Below are 17293 nucleotides of genomic sequence, written 5' to 3'. Positions count from 1 at the left end.
CATGAGGGAATGGACCCATGCCGAGCATGTCTCGGCGGCCGCCACGGAGATCGCCCGGATGGCCGATGTCCTGAGGGGGCGGGAGATGTCCGTTCCCGTGCTGACCTGTCCCGGCTGGGATCTGGCCAGGCTCGTCACCCACACCGGTGGCGTACACCGGTGGGCGGCCACCATGGTCGCCGACCTGGCCGAGCGGCGCTACGACCGCCGCGGGATGGACATGGGCCTGCCCGCCGACGCGAGCGGTTATCCCGCCTGGCTCGGTGCGGGGGCCGCCTTGCTGTCCGAGGCGCTGCTGTCGCAGGATCCACAGGCGCCGATGTGGACCTGGGGCGGGGAGCGGCGGGTGCGCTTCTGGTCCAGGCGGATGCTCCACGAGACCCTGGTGCACCGGATGGACGCCGAGCTCGCGGTGGGCATCCCGACTCTGGTCCCCGAGGACGTGGCGGCCGACGGGGTCGAGGAGTTTCTCGACATCCTGCCGTACGCCCTGTGGAACCCGGGTGTGGCCGAGCTGAGGGGCGGGGGCGAGACGATCTCCCTGCAGGCCGACACCGGAGCCGGGTGGGTGATCACCCTTGACCCCGACCGCTTCCACCACCGGCGGTCCCTGCAGCCGGGGAGCGTGACCGTGCGCACCGCCACCTCGGCGGACCTGCTCCAGGTCGTGTGGGGGCGGCGCAGCGTCGACGACTACGCCGTCGAGGGCGACGCGGGGCTGCTGGGCTGGTGGCGGGAGCTCGCCCGGATCTGACCGGCGGAAGGTAAACACCCGCCCCGGGATTCGGCCAAGACACGGCAGATCTCCAGGAAGGTCCGCCGCCGAGACCGCCGCCCCGTGGTGCCATGCCCCTATGATCAAGATGTCTCAGGCGGTGACCTCGGCCGCGCTCGTCTCCGTGGGCCTGTTCGGTGGCACGGCGCTCGCGGACTCCACGCCCTCCACGGCGACGGTGAGGGAGGACCGGCCGCAGATAACGATCGTGGGCGAGGGGCGGCTGTCGGTCACCCCGGACGTCATGAAGCTGGACGCCGGTGTCGAGGTGGTCCGTTCCACCGCGGGAGAGGCGTTCACCGCCGCCCGTGCCGCCGCCGCCGCGCTGACGAAGGCGTTGCTGGCGGCCGGCATCGCGGCCAAGGACCTGCGGACCAACGAGCTGTCCCTGGGCCCCCAGTACAAGGACTACCCAACGATCTCCGGCTACCGGGCCGCGCAGGGGGTCGAGGCGGTGGTGCGGGACCTGGACACCGCGGACGACGTGATCGACGCGGCGGTCGCGGCCGGCGAGGCGGTCCGGCTGGACAGCGTCTCCTTCGAGGTCGCCGACAACCGTGCGCCGCTCAGGCTGGCCCGCGAGGCCGCGTTCAGGGACGCCAGGACCCGCGCCACGCAGTACGCCAGGCTCGCGGGGCGCAGGCTCGGCCGCGCGCTGGAGATCAGCGAGGAGAACGTCACCCCGCCGCGGCCGTTCTTCGCCGCCGGCGCGATCGCGGACAAGGCGTCGATCAGCCCGGGCCGCCAGGACGTGTCGGTCAGCGTCAGGGTGGTCTACGAGCTGGATTAGGCCCCGCTCACGCGGTGCTCCCCCGATCCCGGGTACGCGACAGGTTCCCGGCACACGACGGGCCCCGGCGGGTCACCACCCGCCGGGGCCCGTCCACCTCGTGCTCAGGGCAGCGCCAGCATCCTGTCCAGGGCGACCCCGGCCCAGTGGGCGGTGTCGTCGTCCACGGTGATCTGGTTGACGACCTGGCCGGCGGCGAGCGACTCCAGCGCCCACACCAGGTGCGGCAGGTCGATCCGGTTCATCGTCGAGCAGTAGCAGACGGTCCGGTCCAGGAACGTCACGTCCTTGTCGGGGAACATGGCGCCGAGCCGCTTGACCAGGTTCAGCTCGGTGCCCACCGCCCAGGAGGACCCGGCGGGAGCCGCCTCGATCTTCTTGATGATGTACTCGGTCGAGCCGACATGATCGGCCTTGGTGACGACCTCGTGCCTGCACTCGGGGTGGACCAGCACGTTGACGCCGGGGATGCGGGCGCGGACGTCGTCCACGCACTCGGCGGTGAAGCGGCCGTGTACCGAGCAGTGCCCCTTCCACAGGATCATCTTGGCGCCCGCGAGCTGCTCGGCGGTCAGGCCGCCGTTCGGCCGGTGCGGGTTGTAGACGACGCAGTCGTCCAGTGACAGGCCCATCTCCAGCACCGCGGTGTTGCGGCCCAGGTGCTGGTCGGGAAGGAAGAGCACCTTCTCCCCGCGGGAGAAGGCCCACTCCAGGGCGCGCCTGGCGTTGGAGGAGGTGCAGACGGTGCCGCCGTTGCGCCCGCAGAAGGCCTTGATGTCGGCGCTGGAGTTCATGTAGGTGACGGGGACGGTGCCGCCGGCGATCCCGGCGTCCTGGAGCGCCTCCCAGCACTCCTCGACCTGGTCGAAGGTGGCCATGTCGGCCATCGAGCACCCGGCGGCGAGGTCGGGCAGCACCACCTTCTGGGAGTCGGAGGTGAGGATGTCGGCGGACTCGGCCATGAAGTGCACGCCGCAGAAGACGATGTACTCGGCGTCGGGCCGGGCCGCGGCCTCCTTGGCGAGCTTGAACGAGTCGCCGGTCACGTCGGCGAACTGGATGACCTCGTCACGCTGGTAGTGGTGGCCCAGTACGAAGACCCTGTCGCCGAGCGCCGCCTTCGCCTTCCTGGCGCGTTCCACCAGCGCCGGGTCGGACGCGGCCGGCAGCTCGCCGGGACAGTCGACACCGCGCTCGCTGTGCGGGTCCACGCCCCTGCCCAGGACGAAGAGCGGAAGCCCGGTCTCGGTGGTCGTCATGGCCACACCCCCTTATCGTCGAAGTGACGACTAATGATGACACACGCTGTTGAGGCTTTATTCCGTGGGAGGGAGTTTTGTCCGAAGAGGGGAAGTGTGAGTCGTCCCAGGAATGTGTAAGCGGGGACGGGTGTTGGTAGCGTCTAAGAAGGACGTCAGAAACAGACAGCCGTTCCCGGGGAGCGGCTGACGCAGACGCGGGAGTCACCACATGTCGGTTGAGAGCAGCGAGACCACGGCGCAGGGCCTGATCCTCAGTTCCGCGGCCGCCGCGAAGGTCAAGAGCCTGCTGGAGCAGCAGGGCGAGGAGGGCCTCCAGCTGCGCGTGGCCGTGCAGCCCGGCGGCTGTTCCGGTCTGCGCTACCAGCTCTTCTTCGACGACCGTTCGATGGACGGTGACGTCGTCTCCGACTTCGACGGCGTGAGCGTGGTCACCGACCGGATGAGCGCGCCCTACCTCGTGGGTGCCACCGTCGACTTCGTCGACACGATCGAGAAGCAGGGCTTCACGATCGACAACCCCAACGCCACGGGGTCGTGCGCCTGCGGAGACTCGTTCAACTAGGCAATCGCCCGACCGGACGAGACCGGACGAGACAACGAAGGCCCCGCGCGGTGACATCCGTCACCGCGCGGGGCCTTCGTGCGCCCACAAGGTCGCGTATTCTTGCGTGGCCCGATCGCCCACGTTCCCAGAGATGCTGACAACGAGGAGAAGAACCCCGTGCGCATCGCCGTCACCGGCTCAATCGCGACAGATCACCTGATGACCTTCCCGGGCCGCTTCGGCGACCAGCTCATCGCCGATCAGCTCCACCGGATTTCCCTGTCGTTCCTCGTGGACGACCTGCAGATCCGCCGTGGCGGCTGCGCGGCCAACATCGCCTTCGGCATGGGCTGCCTGGGTCTTCGGCCCGTCCTGGTCGGCGCGGTCGGCGCGGACTTCGCCGACTACCGCTCCTGGCTGGAGCGCCACGGCGTCGACTGCGACTCCGTCCACGTCTCGGAGCTGCATCACACCGCCCGCTTCCTGTGCACGACCGACGACGACCACAACCAGATCGCGTCGTTCTACACCGGTGCGATGGCCGAGGCCCGTCTCATCGAGCTCGGCCCGATCAGCCAGCGGCTCGGTGGCCTGGAGCTGGTGCTGATCAGCCCCAACGACCCCGAGGCGATGCTCAGGCACACCGCCGAGGCGCGCCAGCGCGCGATCCCGTTCGCCGCCGACCCCTCCCAGCAGCTCGCGCGCATGCCCGGCGAGGATATCCGCGAACTGGTCGACGGCGCCGCCTACCTGTTCGGCAACGACTACGAGAAGGGCATGATCGAGCAGAAGACCGGCTGGACCGACGAGGAGATCCTCGGCCGGGTCGGCGTCCGCGTCACCACGCTCGGCCCCAAGGGCGTCGTCATCGACCGCAAGGACGAGCCGCCGCTGCACGTCCCCCCGGCGCCCGAGCTGGGCAAGGCGGACCCCACAGGCGTGGGAGACGCCTTCAGGTCCGGTTTCCTGGCGGCGCTGGCCTGGGGCCTGTCCCTGGAGCGCTGCGGCCAGGTCGGCAACCTCACCGCCACCCACGTTCTGGAGCGCGTCGGCGGCCAGGAGTACGAACTCGGTCAGAAGGTCTTCCTGGAGCGTTTCGCCGACGCCTACGGCACCGACGCCGCGGCCGAGGTGGCCGGCTTCGTGAACTGCCACCACGCCTGAGCCGCCGCTCGAACACCGGCCGGCCGGCACCGGGCGCCGCCCGGGTCACCGGTGGCCGGACCCGCCGCCGGACCGGCGGCTGAGCCACGCCCGGCTGAGATCACCCGACATCGGGCACTCAGCCGGGCGGGATGCCGTCCACGCAGGTGTCAGGTGCTCGCGTAGATACGGTGCACGAACTCGGCGAGCTTGTCGTCGGGCAGGTGCCTGGCCAGGTCGGCCTCGCTGATCATGCCGATGATGCGGCCGTTCTCGATCACCGGCAGCCGCCGTATCTGGTTCTGCTCCATCTTGGCCAGCGTCTCGTCGACGCTGGCGTCCGACGACACCCAGACCAGCCCGGTCGCCAGCTCACCGGCGGTGACCTTGGACGGGTCCATGCCGTGGGCCACGCACTTGACCACGATGTCGCGGTCGGTGATGATCCCCTTCAGCCGGTCGTCGCTGCCGCAGATGGGTAGCGCGCCCACGTTCATGTCGCGCATCATCTGTGCGGCCCGGTCGAGCGTCTCGTGCGCCTCCACGCAACGGACCCCGGCATGCATCAGACTCCTGGCGGTCTCGCCGCTCATAACTGTCCCCCCGAACCGTTTGATGGATTTTCGGGGAGAGTCATACCCAGTTTCAGGACAAGTCAGTAGTTGCGGCGCACGTGGATGGACCAGCCGCGCTCGGGAAGCTCGTAGCTGGCCACGTGGTGGTGCGACTTCAGCCGGCACCAGGCCGGGATGTCGGTGAAGGCGGCGGGGTCGTCGGCCAGGACCGCGACGATCGCGTTGAGCGGCACGTGGTTGATCTGCTCGGCCAGCATGATGATGGGAATCGGGCACTTCTTGCCCAGCGCGTCGATGGTCAGTGCCGGGCTCTGGGCCGATCCCGCCGGGTTGGCCTGGCTGGACGTCATGGAGTCTTCACTTCCCAAATGTTGATCACAGTTTAACCCCCGCCTCCTCGCGGATCCTGCGTACCGTGCCGGGCAGGACGGTGAGGAAACGGTCGACATCCGCCGCCGAGGTGCCTCTGGGCAGCGACACCCGCACGTTCCCGTGGGTGAGCACGCCCATGGCCTCCAGAACATGCGATGGACGAAGCGTACTCGCCGTGCAGGAACTGCCGGACGATACCGAGAATCCGGCCTTGTCGAGTTCGGTGAGCAGTGCCTCACCTTCCACGTAAAGACACGAAAAGGTGACGATGTGCGGCGCCCGCACGACCGGATCACCGATGACCTCGACGTCGGGGACCAGCCGGGGCACCTCGGTCCTGACCCGGTCCACGAGCGTGGAGAGCCTGGCCGACTCCACGGCCGACTCGGCCACCGTGGCACGCAGCGCGGCGGCCGCCGCGACGATCGCCGGCACGTTCTCGAAACCGGGGACCCGGCGGCGCTCGCGGTCGTCCTCGGGCAGCGGGCTGCGCCACCGGGTGCCCTTGCGGACCACCAGCACGCCGACCCCCGCGGGGCCGCCCCACTTGTGCGCGCTCGCGGCCAGCACCGACCAGCCGCCGGGCAGCGGCATCCGGCCCGCGGTCTGGGCGGCGTCCACCAGCAGCGGCACCCCCGCCTCGGCGCACGCCGCCGCCGCCTCGGCGACCGGCTGGACGGTCCCGACCTCGTGGTTGGCGCTCTGCAGGCAGGCCAGGGCGGTGCCCTCGGCGAGGACCGCCTCGCGGAAGGCACCGGCCTCGACGGCGCCGGTGATCCCGACGCCGACCGTCTCGACCGAGCCGCCGTCGCGCTCGTGGATGCCGGCCGCGTGCAGCACGCTGGAGTGCTCCACGGCCGAGGTGACCAGGCGGCGGCCGCTCCTGCGGCGTCCGTGCAGGGTGCCGAGCACGCCCAGGTGCACCGCCTGGGTGCCCGAGGAGGTGAACGAGACCTCGTCGGGCCTGGCGCCCAGGGCCTCGGCGACCTCGGTCCTCGCCTGTTCCAGTAACATCCTTGCCCGGCGAGCGGAACCGTACAGCCTCGCGGGGTCGGCCCAGCCGACGTCGAGGGCCGCGATGAGAGCCTCCCGAGCCTGGGGGTGCAGCGGCTCCGTGGAGGCCGCGTCGAAGTACGCCACGCTCCAATCGTCGCACCACGCGCGGTGCGGGCGGGGGCTGCGCGGGGGGGCGACGGTTGTCCGCGCTAATGTGTCCCCCAGCGTGAAGCTGTGAACTACAAATCTTGAACGTGAACAAACGACCGCCCAGGAGCGACTCCTGGGCTTCATCTGTGGGGTAGGCGATCCGTGAGTCCGACCCGCCGTTCCGCACGGCGTCCGTTGGCCCGCCGCCGGGTGCCACGCGCTGCCGCTCTGGCGCTGCTGCTGGTTTCCCTGACGGCGTGCAGTGCCGAAGAATGGTCCCGAGGCGGCCTGCCCGAGGGCGTCACCAAGCAGTCCGAATCCGTCCAGAGCCTGTGGAACGGATCGTGGATCGCCGCCCTCGCCACCGGTGTGGTCGTGTGGGGTCTGATCCTCTGGTCCGTCGCCTTCCACCGTAAGAAGAAGAACTCCTCCGAGGAGTTGCCGCCTCAGGTGCGGTACAACCTGCCGATCGAGATCCTCTACACGGTGGTGCCGATCATCATGGTCGGCGTGTTCTTCTTCTTCACCGCGCGGGACCAGAACTACATCAACACCCTGTCCGGCAAGCCCGACGTGAAGGTCAAGGTCGAGGGCTTCCAGTGGAGCTGGCGCTTCACGACGGAGTACAACGGCAAGACCGTCCAGGTCGTGGGCCTGCCCGCGGCCGACTACACCAAGGGTCCCGAGCTGATGCTGCCGGTGGGGAAGAACGTCGAGTTCGACCTCCACTCGCCGGACGTCATCCACTCCTTCTGGGTACCGGCGTTCCACTTCAAGCGCGACGTGATCCCGGGCGTGAACAACAAGTTCGAGGTCCAGACGCTGAACAAGACAGGTGTCTACGCCGGTCGCTGCGCCGAGCTCTGCGGTGTGGACCACAGCCGGATGCTCTTCTCGGTGAAGCTCGTGCCCCAGGCCGAGTTCGACCAGTACATCGCTAGCCAGGCGGGTGCCCAGTGACCGCGCATAACCCAGCACTTCCCCTTCCCCCGACCCGCAAGGGCTCGGTCGTCGTCAAGTGGATGACGTCCACCGATCACAAGATCATCGGACACCTCTACCTGATCACCTCGTTCGTCTTCTTCCTGATCGGCGGCGTCATGGCGCTGATCATGCGGGCGGAGCTGGCCCAGCCGGGCCTCCAGCTGACCACGAACGAGCAGTTCAACCAGCTGTTCACCATGCACGGCACCGTCATGCTGCTGATGTTCGCGACCCCGCTGTTCGCCGGGTTCGCCAACGAGCTCATGCCGCTGCAGATCGGCGCCCCCGACGTCGCCTTCCCGCGGCTGAACATGGTCAGCTACTGGCTCTTCACCTTCGGCAGCACCATCGCCCTGTCGGGCTTCCTCACCCCGGGCGGCGCGGCCAGCTTCGGCTGGTTCGCCTACACCCCGCTGTCGAACGCGATCAGCTCCCCGGGCATCGGCGGCGACCTGTGGATCGTCGGCCTGACCATCAGCGGTCTGGGCACGATCCTCGGCTCTGTGAACTTCATCACCACGATCGTGTGCATGCGCGCGCCCGGCATGACGATGTTCCGCCTGCCGATGTTCACCTGGAACATCCTGCTCACCTCGATCCTGGTGCTGATGGCCTTCCCGGTGCTGGCCGCCGCGCTGCTGGCGCTGGAGTCCGACCGCAAGCTCGGCACGCACATCTTCGACTCCAGCACCGGCGGGGCGTTGCTCTGGCAGCACCTGTTCTGGTTCTTCGGCCATCCCGAGGTCTACATCATCGCGCTGCCGTTCTTCGGCATCGTGACCGAGATCCTGCCCGTCTTCAGCCGCAAGCCGCTGTTCGGCTACATCGGCCTGGTGGCCGCGACCATCGCCATCGCGGGTCTGTCGATCACGGTGTGGGCGCACCACATGTTCGCCACCGGGCAGGTGTTGCTGCCGTTCTTCTCCTTCATGACGTTCCTCATCGCGGTGCCCACCGGGGTGAAGTTCTTCAACTGGATCGGCACCATGTGGCGCGGCCACCTGTCGTTCGAGTCGCCGATGCTGTTCTCGATCGGCTTCCTGGTGACGTTCCTGTTCGGCGGTCTGACCGGTGTCATCCTGGCCTCCCCGCCGCTGGACTTCCAGGTGTCCGACTCCTACTTCGTGGTGGCGCACTTCCACTACGTGGTGTTCGGCACCGTGGTGTTCGCGATGTTCGCCGGCTTCTACTTCTGGTGGCCCAAGTTCACCGGCAAGATGCTGAACGACAGGCTGGGCAAGATCCACTTCTGGACGCTGTTCGTCGGCTTCCACGCGACCTTCCTGGTCCAGCACTGGCTGGGCGCGCAGGGCTTCCCGCGCCGCTACGCCGACTACAGCCCGATCGACGGGTTCACCGACCTCAACATGGTCTCCTCGGTGGGCGCGTTCCTGCTGGGTGCCTCCACGCTGCCGTTCCTCTACAACGTGTGGAAGACCCACAAGACCGCGCCGCAGGTCACCGTGGACGACCCGTGGGGCTACGGCAACTCCCTCGAATGGGCGACGTCCTGCCCGCCGCCGAGGCACAACTTCATCTCGCTGCCCCGCATCCGGTCCGAGCGCCCGGCGTTCGACCTCAAGTACCCGCACACCCCGGCCCCCCGTGAGCTGGAGGAGGTCCGATGAAGGTCCAGGGCTGGTTGTTCATCCTCTGCGGCATTTTCTTCGCCGCCGTGGACGTCGTCTACTGGTACTGGTCGAAGGAGCCGGTCGGCACGACGGCGATGGCCATCTCGGTGGGCTTCGCGCTCATGATCGGCTACTACCTGATGTACACGGCCCGCCGGATCGGCGACCAGCCGGAGGACGACAAGCAGGGCGAGATCAGCGACGGCGCCGGGGAACTGGGCTTCTTCAGCCCGCACAGCTGGTGGCCGCTCTTCGTCTGCCTGGCCGTCTCGCTCGCCGCCGTCGGCCTGGTCATCGGCTGGTGGCTGTTCCTGATCGGCGTTTTCGCGATCATCATGAGCATGATCGGTTTCGTTTTCGAGTACTACCGGGGCAACTTCTCGCACTGACCCCGCGTCCCACCGCGAAAGCGGGTCACGGAAAAACTTCCGTGGCCCGCTTTTTGGCGTTTATTTGGGGCTCAGGGTGGATGTCTTATGTGGTGAACCGCTTACTCCGGGTAATAACTGAATCAGTGGTTCAGTCCGGGACAGGGGAGTTCATGTGGGGCACGCGATCCGTGGTTCGAGCCAGGGAGCGGGACTGCTGGCCCTCGTGCTGGTGACGACCTCCTGCTCGACAAGCACCGCCGTACGCCAGGAGCAGACGCCGCAGGCGTCCCAACAGGCGGAGTCCGCCGCCGCCGTGGTCACCGTGGCACCGCTCAAGGGGGCCAGGGGAGTGCCCACGGACACCCCCGTCCTGGTCGCGGCGCAGGGCGGCACCCTGAAGTCGGTCACCGTCAGGGCCGTGAAGGGCGCCAAAGGCTCTCTGCAGGGCGTTCTCAGCGCCGACGGTACACAGTGGCGCAGCCGCGGTACGGCGGCTCCAGGGGCCTCCTACGAGGTCTCGGTGACGGCGGTCAATCCGGAGGGCGCCCTCACCCGGACGACCTCGTCCTTCTCCACGGTGAAGGGCCGCGAGACCTTCGCGATCGAGAGCTTCATGCCGGACCGGGACATGACCGGTCTGACCGTCGGCGTCGGCATGCCGGTGATGATCACCTTTGACCACCCCGTCACCGACCGCGTCTCCGTCGAGCGCAACCTGTTCGTCCGCACCTCCAGGCCGGTCGTGGGGGCGTGGCACTGGTTCGACGACCGCAACGTGCACTTCCGCCCGAAGAACTTCTGGCCCTCGGGCACCAAGGTCAGGGTCGAGGCCCGGCTGGCCGGGGTGCGCGGCGGCGCCGGCCTGTACGGCGCGGCGAACCGGACGGTCAACTTCAAGGTCGGCCGCGCGCAGATCACCCGGGGCAGCATTCTCTCCCACCACCTCACGGTGCGGCGCAACGGCAAGGTCGTCAGGGAGATCCCGATGAGCGCGGGCCAGGGCGGCGACTGGAAGTACCACACGACCAGCGGCGTGCACCTGGCCATGTCCAGGGAGAACGTCACGGTGATGACCTCTCCGGGCATCGGGCCCGGCTCGCCCGGCTACTACCAGCTGACCGTCTACGACACGGTCCGCATCTCCAACAGCGGCGAGTACATCCACAGCGCCCCGTGGTCGGTCGGCTCCCAGGGCTACTCCAACGTCAGCCACGGCTGCGTCAACGTCAGCCCGAGCAACGCCAAGTGGTTCCTCGACAACACCCTGATCGGGGATCCGATCATCATCACCGGCTCGCCCCGCGTCCTGGAGCCCACCAACGGCTGGGGTCACTGGCAGGAGAGCTGGCGGGAATGGCTCAAGTGGAGCAGCCTCAAGCACTTCACCACCGACGACGTCTGAGACCGACGACGTCTGAGACCGACGACGTCTGAGACCGACGGTGTCTGAAACCGGGCCCCCGCCGGCCGTAGGTGCCCGCGGAGACCCCTGAGGGGGCGTCAGCCGTCGCGGAGAGGCTTCGGGGTCATGGACCCGGGCTCGGGGATTCGGGGGCTCAGGGGCGGCCCTCCGGCGGGGCGTCGGGAAAAGGGTGTGGAAAGACGTCGAGGCCCGGACACCGTGCGGTGTCCGGGCCTCTCGTGTGGCGTCAACCCCGGGGGTCAGTGGGTCAGGGACCTGTCCTCTCCACCCTGACCGACCGCCGTGTGCTCCTCGTGCCCCTCGCCGTGGCCGTGGCCGTCGTCGAGCGGGATCTTCTCGCCGCCGTAGGCCGCGCTCATCTTGTTGCGGAGCTTGCCGAGCGGGCCGCGCATCGCCTTGGACGGGATGCCGTCGTCGTCTCCGCCGCCGCCCCCGGTGAGGACCGGGACCGGCTCCTTGCCCCGCATGTGGGCCTCGATGGCCTCGTTGGGCGGGACGTGGACCTCGATGTACTCGCCGTGCGGCAGTCGCTTGATCACGCCGGACTCCACGCCGTGGCCGATGATGGCCGCGTCGGCGCGCTGCAGACCCAGGCAGATCCGGTAGGTGACGTAGTAGGCGATCGCCGGACCGGCGAAGATCAGGACCCGGCCGACGTAGGTCGTCCAGTTCAGCGACACCTGGAAGAACGCGGCGATCTCGTCGTTGGCGCCGAGCAGCCACAGGACCCCGTAGAAGGTCATCGCCGAGATGCCGATCGAGGTGCGGTGCGGGTTGTTGCGGGGACGGTCCACGACGTGGTGCTCGCGGCGGTCTCCGGTGACCCACTGCTCGATGAACGGGTACAGCGCCAGACCCGTCATGACGATGCCCATCGGCACCAGCGCCGGGATCAGCACGCTCATCGGCAGCGTGAAGCCCAGGACGTTGATCTCCCAGGCGGGCATCAGCCGGAGCGAACCCTCCAGGAAGCCCATGTAGAAGTCGGGCTGAGAGCCCGCCGAGATGTCGGCCGGGGTGTAGGGACCGTACAGCCAGATCGGGTTGATCTGGGCGAAGGTGCCCAGCAGCGCGATGACGCCGAAGGTGAACATGAAGTAGGCGCCGGCCTTGACCATGAAGGCCGGGTAGAACGGCGCGCCCACCACGTTCTCGTTGGTGCGGCCCTTGCCCGGCATCTGCGTGTGCTTCTGGACCCACATCAGGATCATGTGAGCCGAGATGAGCGCCAGCAGGATGCCCGGGATGAGCAGGATGTGCAGCGAGTAGAACCGGGAGACGACGTCCACGCCCGGGTACTCGCCGCCGAAGAGGAAGAACGTGATCCAGGTGCCGACCAGCGGCAGCGAGATCGCCACACCCTCGGTGATCCGCAGACCGGCGCCCGACAGCAGGTCGTCGGGGAGGGAGTAGCCGGTGAGTCCCGCGGCCAGCGCCAGGGTCAGCAGCAGCACGCCGATCAGCCAGTTCAGCTCGCGCGGCTTGCGGTAGGCGCCGGTGAAGAACACCCGCAGCGCGTGCACCATCATGCCGCCGATGAACAGCAGGGCGGCCCAGTGGTGCATCTGGCGCATCAGCAGGCCGCCGCGCACGTCGAAGCTGATCTCCAGCGACGACGCGTACGCCTCGGACATCCCGACGCCGTACAGCGGGCCGTAGGAGCCGGTGTACTCCACGTGGGCCATGCTGGGCTTGAAGAAGAACGTCAGGAACGTGCCGGTCAGCAGCAGGACGATGAACGAGTAGAGCGCGATCTCACCGAGCAGGAACGACCAGTGGTCGGGGAAGATCTTCCGCAGGTTCCGCCGCAGGAAGTTCCCCGCCCCGATGCGGTCGTCGACGAAGCCGCTCGCGCCCGCGATGGGCTTCGGAACGGGCTGGGTGCTCATGATTGGCCTCCCTTCTTGGCCTCGGCCTCACGGGCCTCGGCCTCGGCGTCGCCGCGCTCCCAGAAGCTGGGCCCGACGGGGACGGGGAAGTCCGCCGTCGCCACGAGGTATCCCTCTTCGTCCACGGCGATCGGCAGCTGCGGAAGAGGCCGGGCCGCCGGGCCGAAGACGACCTTGGCGCCGTCGGCGGCGTCGAAGGTCGATTGGTGACACGGGCACAGGATGTGGTGCGTGCTCTGCTCGTACAGGGCCGCGGGGCAGCCGACGTGCGTGCAGATCTTGGAGTACGCCACGATCCCGTCGTGGGCCCAGTTCAGGTTCGTCCCGGACTTGAGCTCCTCCGGGCGGAACTTGATCAGGATCAGGGTGGCCTTGGCCAGTGCGTTCAGGTCGTGCTCGTATCCCTCGGGCACCACGGAGAGGATGCCGCCGGGGGAGTTGAAGTCGGCCGCCCGGATGGGTGATCCGCTTCCCTCGACGAGGAGCTTGCGGTTCTTGCCGTCCTTGGTCTTCTCTCCCCAGACGGTGTGCCGCAGCTTGGCGGGGAAGTCCTTGTAGCTCGGGCCGAGGTCGCGCAGCAGGACCAGCGGGGCCAGGCCGAGCGGGGCGGCGGCGAGCAGCAGGGTGCGGCGCAGCAGCGGGCGCTTGGTGATGCCGCTCTCGGCCGCGCCCTGCAGGAAGGTCTCGCCGACGTAGGACCGGGTCTCGGTGTCGGAGGCCATCGGGTGGCGCTCCTGGACCAGGTTGTACTTGGGCATGACCAGGCGGACCCAGGTCACCATGCCCGCGGCCAGCCCGAGCAGGGCCAGCGTGAGCGTGCCGCCCAGCGCGAGGTTGGAGACCTGCGTCTTCTCGATGTCGCCGACCTGGAAGACGACGTACGACACCACGAAGCCGATGCCGGCCAGGAAGGCGACGAGGAAGCAGAGGGCGGCGTACTTCTCGCCCTTCTTCGCGGTCGCCTCGTCCTGCGGGGTCACTCCGGGAACCTGGGCGACCTCGGTCGACGGGCGCTCCTCGGTGCCGAGCAGGGAGGTGCTCGCCGCGGGTGGGGGGGTGCCGATGACGCGCCTTGGCGCGCGTTCCTCCGGCTGTTCGATGCCGTGATTGTTCTCAGTCATTTGGCCTGTCGCCTCTTCGCGGTGATCCAGATGGCGGCCAGGGAGAGGAGGCTGAGTCCGACGACCCAGGCCACCAGGCCCTCGGTGACCGGGCCGATGCGGCCCAGACCGGCGCCGCCCGGGTTGGGCTCGTTCCGCACGCCCACGATGTAGGCGATCATGTCCTTCTTCTGCTGAGGGGTGATGATGCTGTCGTTGAACACCGGCATCGCCTGGGGGCCGGTGACCATGGCCTCATAGATCTGCGTCGGGGTGGCCTCGTGGAGCGGCGGAGCGTACTTGCCCTGGGTCAGGGCGCCGCCCGAGCCGACGAAGTTGTGGCACTGGATGCAGTTGGCGCGGAAAAGCTCGCCGCCCTTGGCCTTGTCTCCCATGGCGGGGTCGACCTGATCCTTGTCCGGGATGGCCGGGCCGCCGCCGAGCGACTGGATGTAGGCGGCGAGCTGGTCGACGGCCTCGTAGGTGCCGTCGGGGCGCTTGGTCTTGGCGACCCACGGCGGCGGGGGCTTGCGCGGTGCCTGCGCGCCGGGGTTGGCCAGGGGCATGCGGCCGCTGCTGACCTGGAAGTCCACCGAGGCGGCGCCGACGCCGATCAGGGTCGGACCCTGGGCGGTGCCCTCGGCGTTGAGCCCGTGGCAGCTGGCGCAGCTCTGCTCGAAGAGTTTCTTGCCCTCGGCCACGTCGTCGGCCCTGCCGGACGCGATGGCGGCGTCGGCCTGACTGCTGGAGGAGACCGTCAGGGCAACGGTGTAGACCCCGCCGATCAGGGCCAGGGCCAGGAGCAGGACGGCGTATCTCGCGAGGGGATGCCGCCGCCCAGCGGTGATCCTATTCACAGAGATCCCCGATTCCTTATTGAATTCCATAGATGGTCACGAAAAGGCCGATCCAGACCACGTCGACGAAGTGCCAGTAGTAGGACACGACGATCGCGCTGGTCGCCTGCTCACGGGTGAAGCGCTTCGCGGCGTACGTGCGTCCCAGCATGAAGAGGAACGCGATCAGTCCACCGGTCACGTGGAGGCCGTGAAAGCCCGTGGTCAGGTAGAACACCGAGTCGTACGCGGTGTGCGACAGGGTGTGTCCTTCGTGGACCAGCTCGTTGTACTCGTACAGCTGGCCGGCCACGAACACGGAGCCCATCAGGAAGCTGACGATGTACCAGAAACGCAGCTTGGCGACCTGGCCCTTCTCAGCCGCCCACACGCCCAGCTGGCAGGTCACACTCGACAGGACCAGGATGATCGTGTTGCCCAGGGCGAAGGGGACGTTCAGGGGGGCCTCCGGCCAGGGCAGTCCCTGGCTGAGGCTCACAGACCGGATGGTGAAGTACATCGCGAACAGCGCCGCGAAGAACATGAGCTCGGAGGACAGCCAGACGATCGTCCCGACGCTGACCAGATCGGGTCTGCGGGACGAGTGTGCTGTCGTCGTCGTTGAAATTGCGGATGCTGTCGCCACGGGCAGCATTATTGCGGCTCTCCTGCTCGGGTCGCCGCACGACCCCCCGATAGGGGGGGCATACGCCCATAAAAAGGGGACGTATGGGGCATTTTGTTCAGCTGTGGCTCCGGCCTGGGTCTCCAGGCCGGCTGACCGGTAGCATCCCAGGTGACCATACATCGACGAGGGATAGTGAGCGCGACCGTGAGCACCGACGACAAGATGAGGGTCCTCGTCTACAGCGACGACGCGAGCACCCGCGAGAAGGTGCGGCAGGCACTCGGCCGCCGCCCCGCCGCCGACGTGCCCCTCGTGGAGATCGTGGAGTGCGCCACCCACGCCAAGGTCGTCCAGCACTTCGACTCCGGTGAGATCGACGTCGCCGTGCTCGACGCCGAGGCCCAGCCCGCGGGCGGCATGGGGGTGGCCCGTCAGGCCAAGGACGAGGTCCACGACTGCCCGCCGATCTGCCTGCTGATCGCCCGCCGTGACGACCGCTGGCTGGCCGAGTGGTCGCGCGCCGAGGCCGTGGTGCCGCAGCCGATCGACCCGGTCGGCCTCGCGGAGACCGTCGCCGACCTGATGCGCCGCCGCCTGTCCACTCGTCTGACCGCCCGGTAAAACCCCCCTGGAGAACCGCATGGACGCGCGCACCACCTGGCCGGCGCTGTTGTCCGCCCTGCTCGCGGGCGAGCACCTGACGGCGGACGAGACCGCCTGGGCGATGAACCAGATCATGTCCGGCTCCGCCACGCCCGCCCAGATCGCAGGCTTCGCGGTGGCGCTGCGGGCGAAGGGCGAGACCGTCGCGGAGGTGACCGGCCTGGCGCGCACGATGCTGGAGCTGGCCACCCCGCTGTCGGTCGAGGGGCCCGTCGTCGACGTCGTCGGCACCGGTGGTGACCGGGCGCACACCGTCAACGTCTCCACCATGGCCGCGATCGTGGCCGCCGCGGCGGGGGCCAGGGTCGTCAAGCACGGCAACCGGGCAGCCTCCTCCTCGTGCGGCGCCGCCGACGTCCTGGAGCACCTGGGGATCGTGCTCGACCTGCCCCCGGCGGACACCGCCAGGGTCGCGGTGGAGGCCGGCATCGCCTTCTGCTTCGCGCCGGCCTACCACCCGGCGCTACGCTTCGCGGGCCCGCCGCGCAAGGAGCTCGGCATCCCCACGGTCTTCAACTTCCTGGGCCCGCTGACCAACCCGGCCAGGCCCGCCGCCCAGGCGATCGGCATCTTCGACGCGGGCATGCTCCCCGTCGTCGCCGGCGTCTTCGCCGAGCGCGGGGTCTCCGCCCTGGTCTTCCGGGGCGACGACGGGCTGGACGAGCTCACCATCGCCACCACCTCCACGGTCTGGGTGGTGCGCGAGGGCGGCGCCGAGCAGACCGTCTTCGACCCGGCGGTCCTCGACATCCCCAGGGCGGCGCCCGACGCGCTGCGCGGCGGGGACGTGGCCTTCAACGCCAGGGCCGTGCACGACCTGGTCGGCGGCAAGACCGGCCCGGTCCGCGACGCGGTGCTGCTGAACGCCGCGGCCGCGCTGGTCGCCCTCGACGGTGCCGGCGGTGACCTGAACGCCGCGATGGCCGCGGGCTACGAGCGCGCCGTGCGAGCCGTCGACTCCGGTGCCGCCGGCGAGACCCTCGACCGGTGGGTCGCGGTCAGCCGGGCGTCGAAGCCGTCCTGAACCGTGCTCGTCCCGCGGCGCGGGGCCGGGGGCATGGGCCGTCGTGAACCCTCCCGGCGGTGTCTCCGTGGGAGAGGAGCGTCCCGGCACCGTCCGGACCGTCACTGGAACGTGACCGGGCCGAGACTCTTTCGTTA

General features: G+C 68.8%; 18 protein-coding genes. 10 read left to right on the top strand and 8 right to left on the bottom strand.

The genetic code is table 11. The features are described from left to right. The first annotated feature begins 1 nt into the window (after window position 1). Both ACFQVD_RS17750 and ACFQVD_RS17745 read left to right on the top strand, forming a co-directional pair. Entirely contained in the window at window positions 2–754 is a 753-nt protein-coding gene (locus tag ACFQVD_RS17750) for a maleylpyruvate isomerase family mycothiol-dependent enzyme (RefSeq protein ID WP_343970195.1), read from the top strand. A 100-nt stretch (window positions 755–854) separates the two neighbouring features. Continuing rightward, the gene (locus tag ACFQVD_RS17745; RefSeq protein WP_343970192.1) at window positions 855–1565 is read left to right on the top strand and encodes an SIMPL domain-containing protein; all 711 of its coding nucleotides are present in this window, start codon (window positions 855–857) and stop codon (window positions 1563–1565) included. 104 nt (window positions 1566–1669) lie between these two features. Here the strand turns inward: ACFQVD_RS17745 and nadA are convergent, their stop codons facing one another. Further along, window positions 1670–2824 (bottom strand): quinolinate synthase NadA, encoded by a 1155-nt coding sequence (gene nadA / locus ACFQVD_RS17740; protein WP_343970189.1) that lies wholly within the window; start codon window positions 2822–2824, stop codon window positions 1670–1672. A 211-nt stretch (window positions 2825–3035) separates the two neighbouring features. Between nadA and ACFQVD_RS17735 the strand changes: the two genes are divergently transcribed. Next, a complete protein-coding gene (locus tag ACFQVD_RS17735; protein WP_030910261.1) occupies window positions 3036–3389 on the top strand; it encodes a HesB/IscA family protein in 354 nt (117 codons plus the stop codon). A 159-nt stretch (window positions 3390–3548) separates the two neighbouring features. After that, complete coding sequence (locus tag ACFQVD_RS17730) at window positions 3549–4535, top strand: carbohydrate kinase family protein (protein ID WP_343970180.1); 987 nt, start codon at window positions 3549–3551, stop codon at window positions 4533–4535. Between the two features lie 149 nt (window positions 4536–4684). Here the strand turns inward: ACFQVD_RS17730 and ACFQVD_RS17725 are convergent, their stop codons facing one another. The 3 genes from ACFQVD_RS17725 to ACFQVD_RS17715 form a co-directional block, all read right to left on the bottom strand. Continuing rightward, complete coding sequence (locus ACFQVD_RS17725) at window positions 4685–5107, bottom strand: CBS domain-containing protein (RefSeq protein WP_343970177.1); 423 nt, start codon at window positions 5105–5107, stop codon at window positions 4685–4687. 62 nt (window positions 5108–5169) lie between these two features. After that, window positions 5170–5439, bottom strand: coding sequence for a sulfurtransferase TusA family protein (locus ACFQVD_RS17720; RefSeq protein ID WP_343970174.1), 270 nt, complete (start codon window positions 5437–5439; stop codon window positions 5170–5172). A gap of 25 nt (window positions 5440–5464) precedes the next feature. Continuing rightward, window positions 5465–6601, bottom strand: coding sequence for a cysteine desulfurase family protein (locus ACFQVD_RS17715; RefSeq protein WP_364155370.1), 1137 nt, complete (start codon window positions 6599–6601; stop codon window positions 5465–5467). 216 nt (window positions 6602–6817) lie between these two features. Between ACFQVD_RS17715 and ctaC the strand changes: the two genes are divergently transcribed. The 4 genes from ctaC (at window position 6818) to ACFQVD_RS17695 (ending at window position 10995) form a co-directional block, all read left to right on the top strand. Then, window positions 6818–7567 carry an aa3-type cytochrome oxidase subunit II gene (gene ctaC, locus ACFQVD_RS17710; protein WP_343974191.1) on the top strand — a complete coding sequence of 250 codons (750 nt, stop codon included), beginning with the start codon at window positions 6818–6820 and terminating at the stop codon, window positions 7565–7567. A gap of 62 nt (window positions 7568–7629) precedes the next feature. After that, a complete protein-coding gene (ctaD, locus tag ACFQVD_RS17705) occupies window positions 7630–9219 on the top strand; it encodes an aa3-type cytochrome oxidase subunit I (protein ID WP_343974194.1) in 1590 nt (529 codons plus the stop codon). Then, the gene (locus ACFQVD_RS17700; protein WP_343974197.1) at window positions 9216–9611 is read left to right on the top strand and encodes a cytochrome c oxidase subunit 4; all 396 of its coding nucleotides are present in this window, start codon (window positions 9216–9218) and stop codon (window positions 9609–9611) included. The genes ctaD and ACFQVD_RS17700 overlap by 4 nt, the downstream gene beginning before the upstream one ends. Window positions 9612–9765: 154 nt before the next feature. Further along, window positions 9766–10995: a L,D-transpeptidase gene (locus tag ACFQVD_RS17695; protein WP_343974200.1), complete on the top strand. Its 1230-nt coding sequence runs from the start codon at window positions 9766–9768 to the stop codon at window positions 10993–10995. A 260-nt stretch (window positions 10996–11255) separates the two neighbouring features. Here the strand turns inward: ACFQVD_RS17695 and qcrB are convergent, their stop codons facing one another. Genes qcrB through ctaE form a run of 4 tightly spaced genes read right to left on the bottom strand, consistent with a single transcriptional unit; the run spans window position 11256 to window position 15496 of the window. Beyond that, a complete protein-coding gene (gene qcrB / locus ACFQVD_RS17690; protein WP_343974203.1) occupies window positions 11256–12905 on the bottom strand; it encodes a cytochrome bc1 complex cytochrome b subunit in 1650 nt (549 codons plus the stop codon). After that, window positions 12902–14026 (bottom strand): cytochrome bc1 complex Rieske iron-sulfur subunit, encoded by a 1125-nt coding sequence (gene qcrA / locus ACFQVD_RS17685; RefSeq protein WP_343974206.1) that lies wholly within the window; start codon window positions 14024–14026, stop codon window positions 12902–12904. The genes qcrB and qcrA overlap by 4 nt, the downstream gene beginning before the upstream one ends. Continuing rightward, complete coding sequence (qcrC, locus tag ACFQVD_RS17680) at window positions 14023–14862, bottom strand: cytochrome bc1 complex diheme cytochrome c subunit (protein ID WP_343974208.1); 840 nt, start codon at window positions 14860–14862, stop codon at window positions 14023–14025. The genes qcrA and qcrC overlap by 4 nt, the downstream gene beginning before the upstream one ends. Before the next feature lie 16 nt (window positions 14863–14878). Next, window positions 14879–15496 carry an aa3-type cytochrome oxidase subunit III gene (gene ctaE, locus ACFQVD_RS17675; protein ID WP_343974211.1) on the bottom strand — a complete coding sequence of 206 codons (618 nt, stop codon included), beginning with the start codon at window positions 15494–15496 and terminating at the stop codon, window positions 14879–14881. Window positions 15497–15691: 195 nt separating this feature from the next. Here ctaE and ACFQVD_RS17670 point away from each other — a divergent pair, with 195 nt between their 5' ends. Both ACFQVD_RS17670 and trpD read left to right on the top strand, forming a co-directional pair. Next, a complete protein-coding gene (locus ACFQVD_RS17670; RefSeq protein WP_343974291.1) occupies window positions 15692–16090 on the top strand; it encodes a hypothetical protein in 399 nt (132 codons plus the stop codon). A 19-nt stretch (window positions 16091–16109) separates the two neighbouring features. Further along, window positions 16110–17156, top strand: a complete 1047-nt coding sequence (gene trpD / locus ACFQVD_RS17665) for an anthranilate phosphoribosyltransferase (RefSeq protein ID WP_343974214.1) — start codon at window positions 16110–16112, stop codon at window positions 17154–17156. Window positions 17157–17293: the final 137 nt, after the last annotated feature.

It is taken from the genome of Streptosporangium amethystogenes subsp. fukuiense (assembly GCF_042665875.1).
Classification (GTDB): Bacteria; Actinomycetota; Actinomycetes; order Streptosporangiales; family Streptosporangiaceae; genus Streptosporangium; species Streptosporangium fukuiense.
The sequence above is the reverse complement of the archived record's forward strand: the minus strand, read 5'-3'. Positions and strand labels throughout refer to the sequence as shown.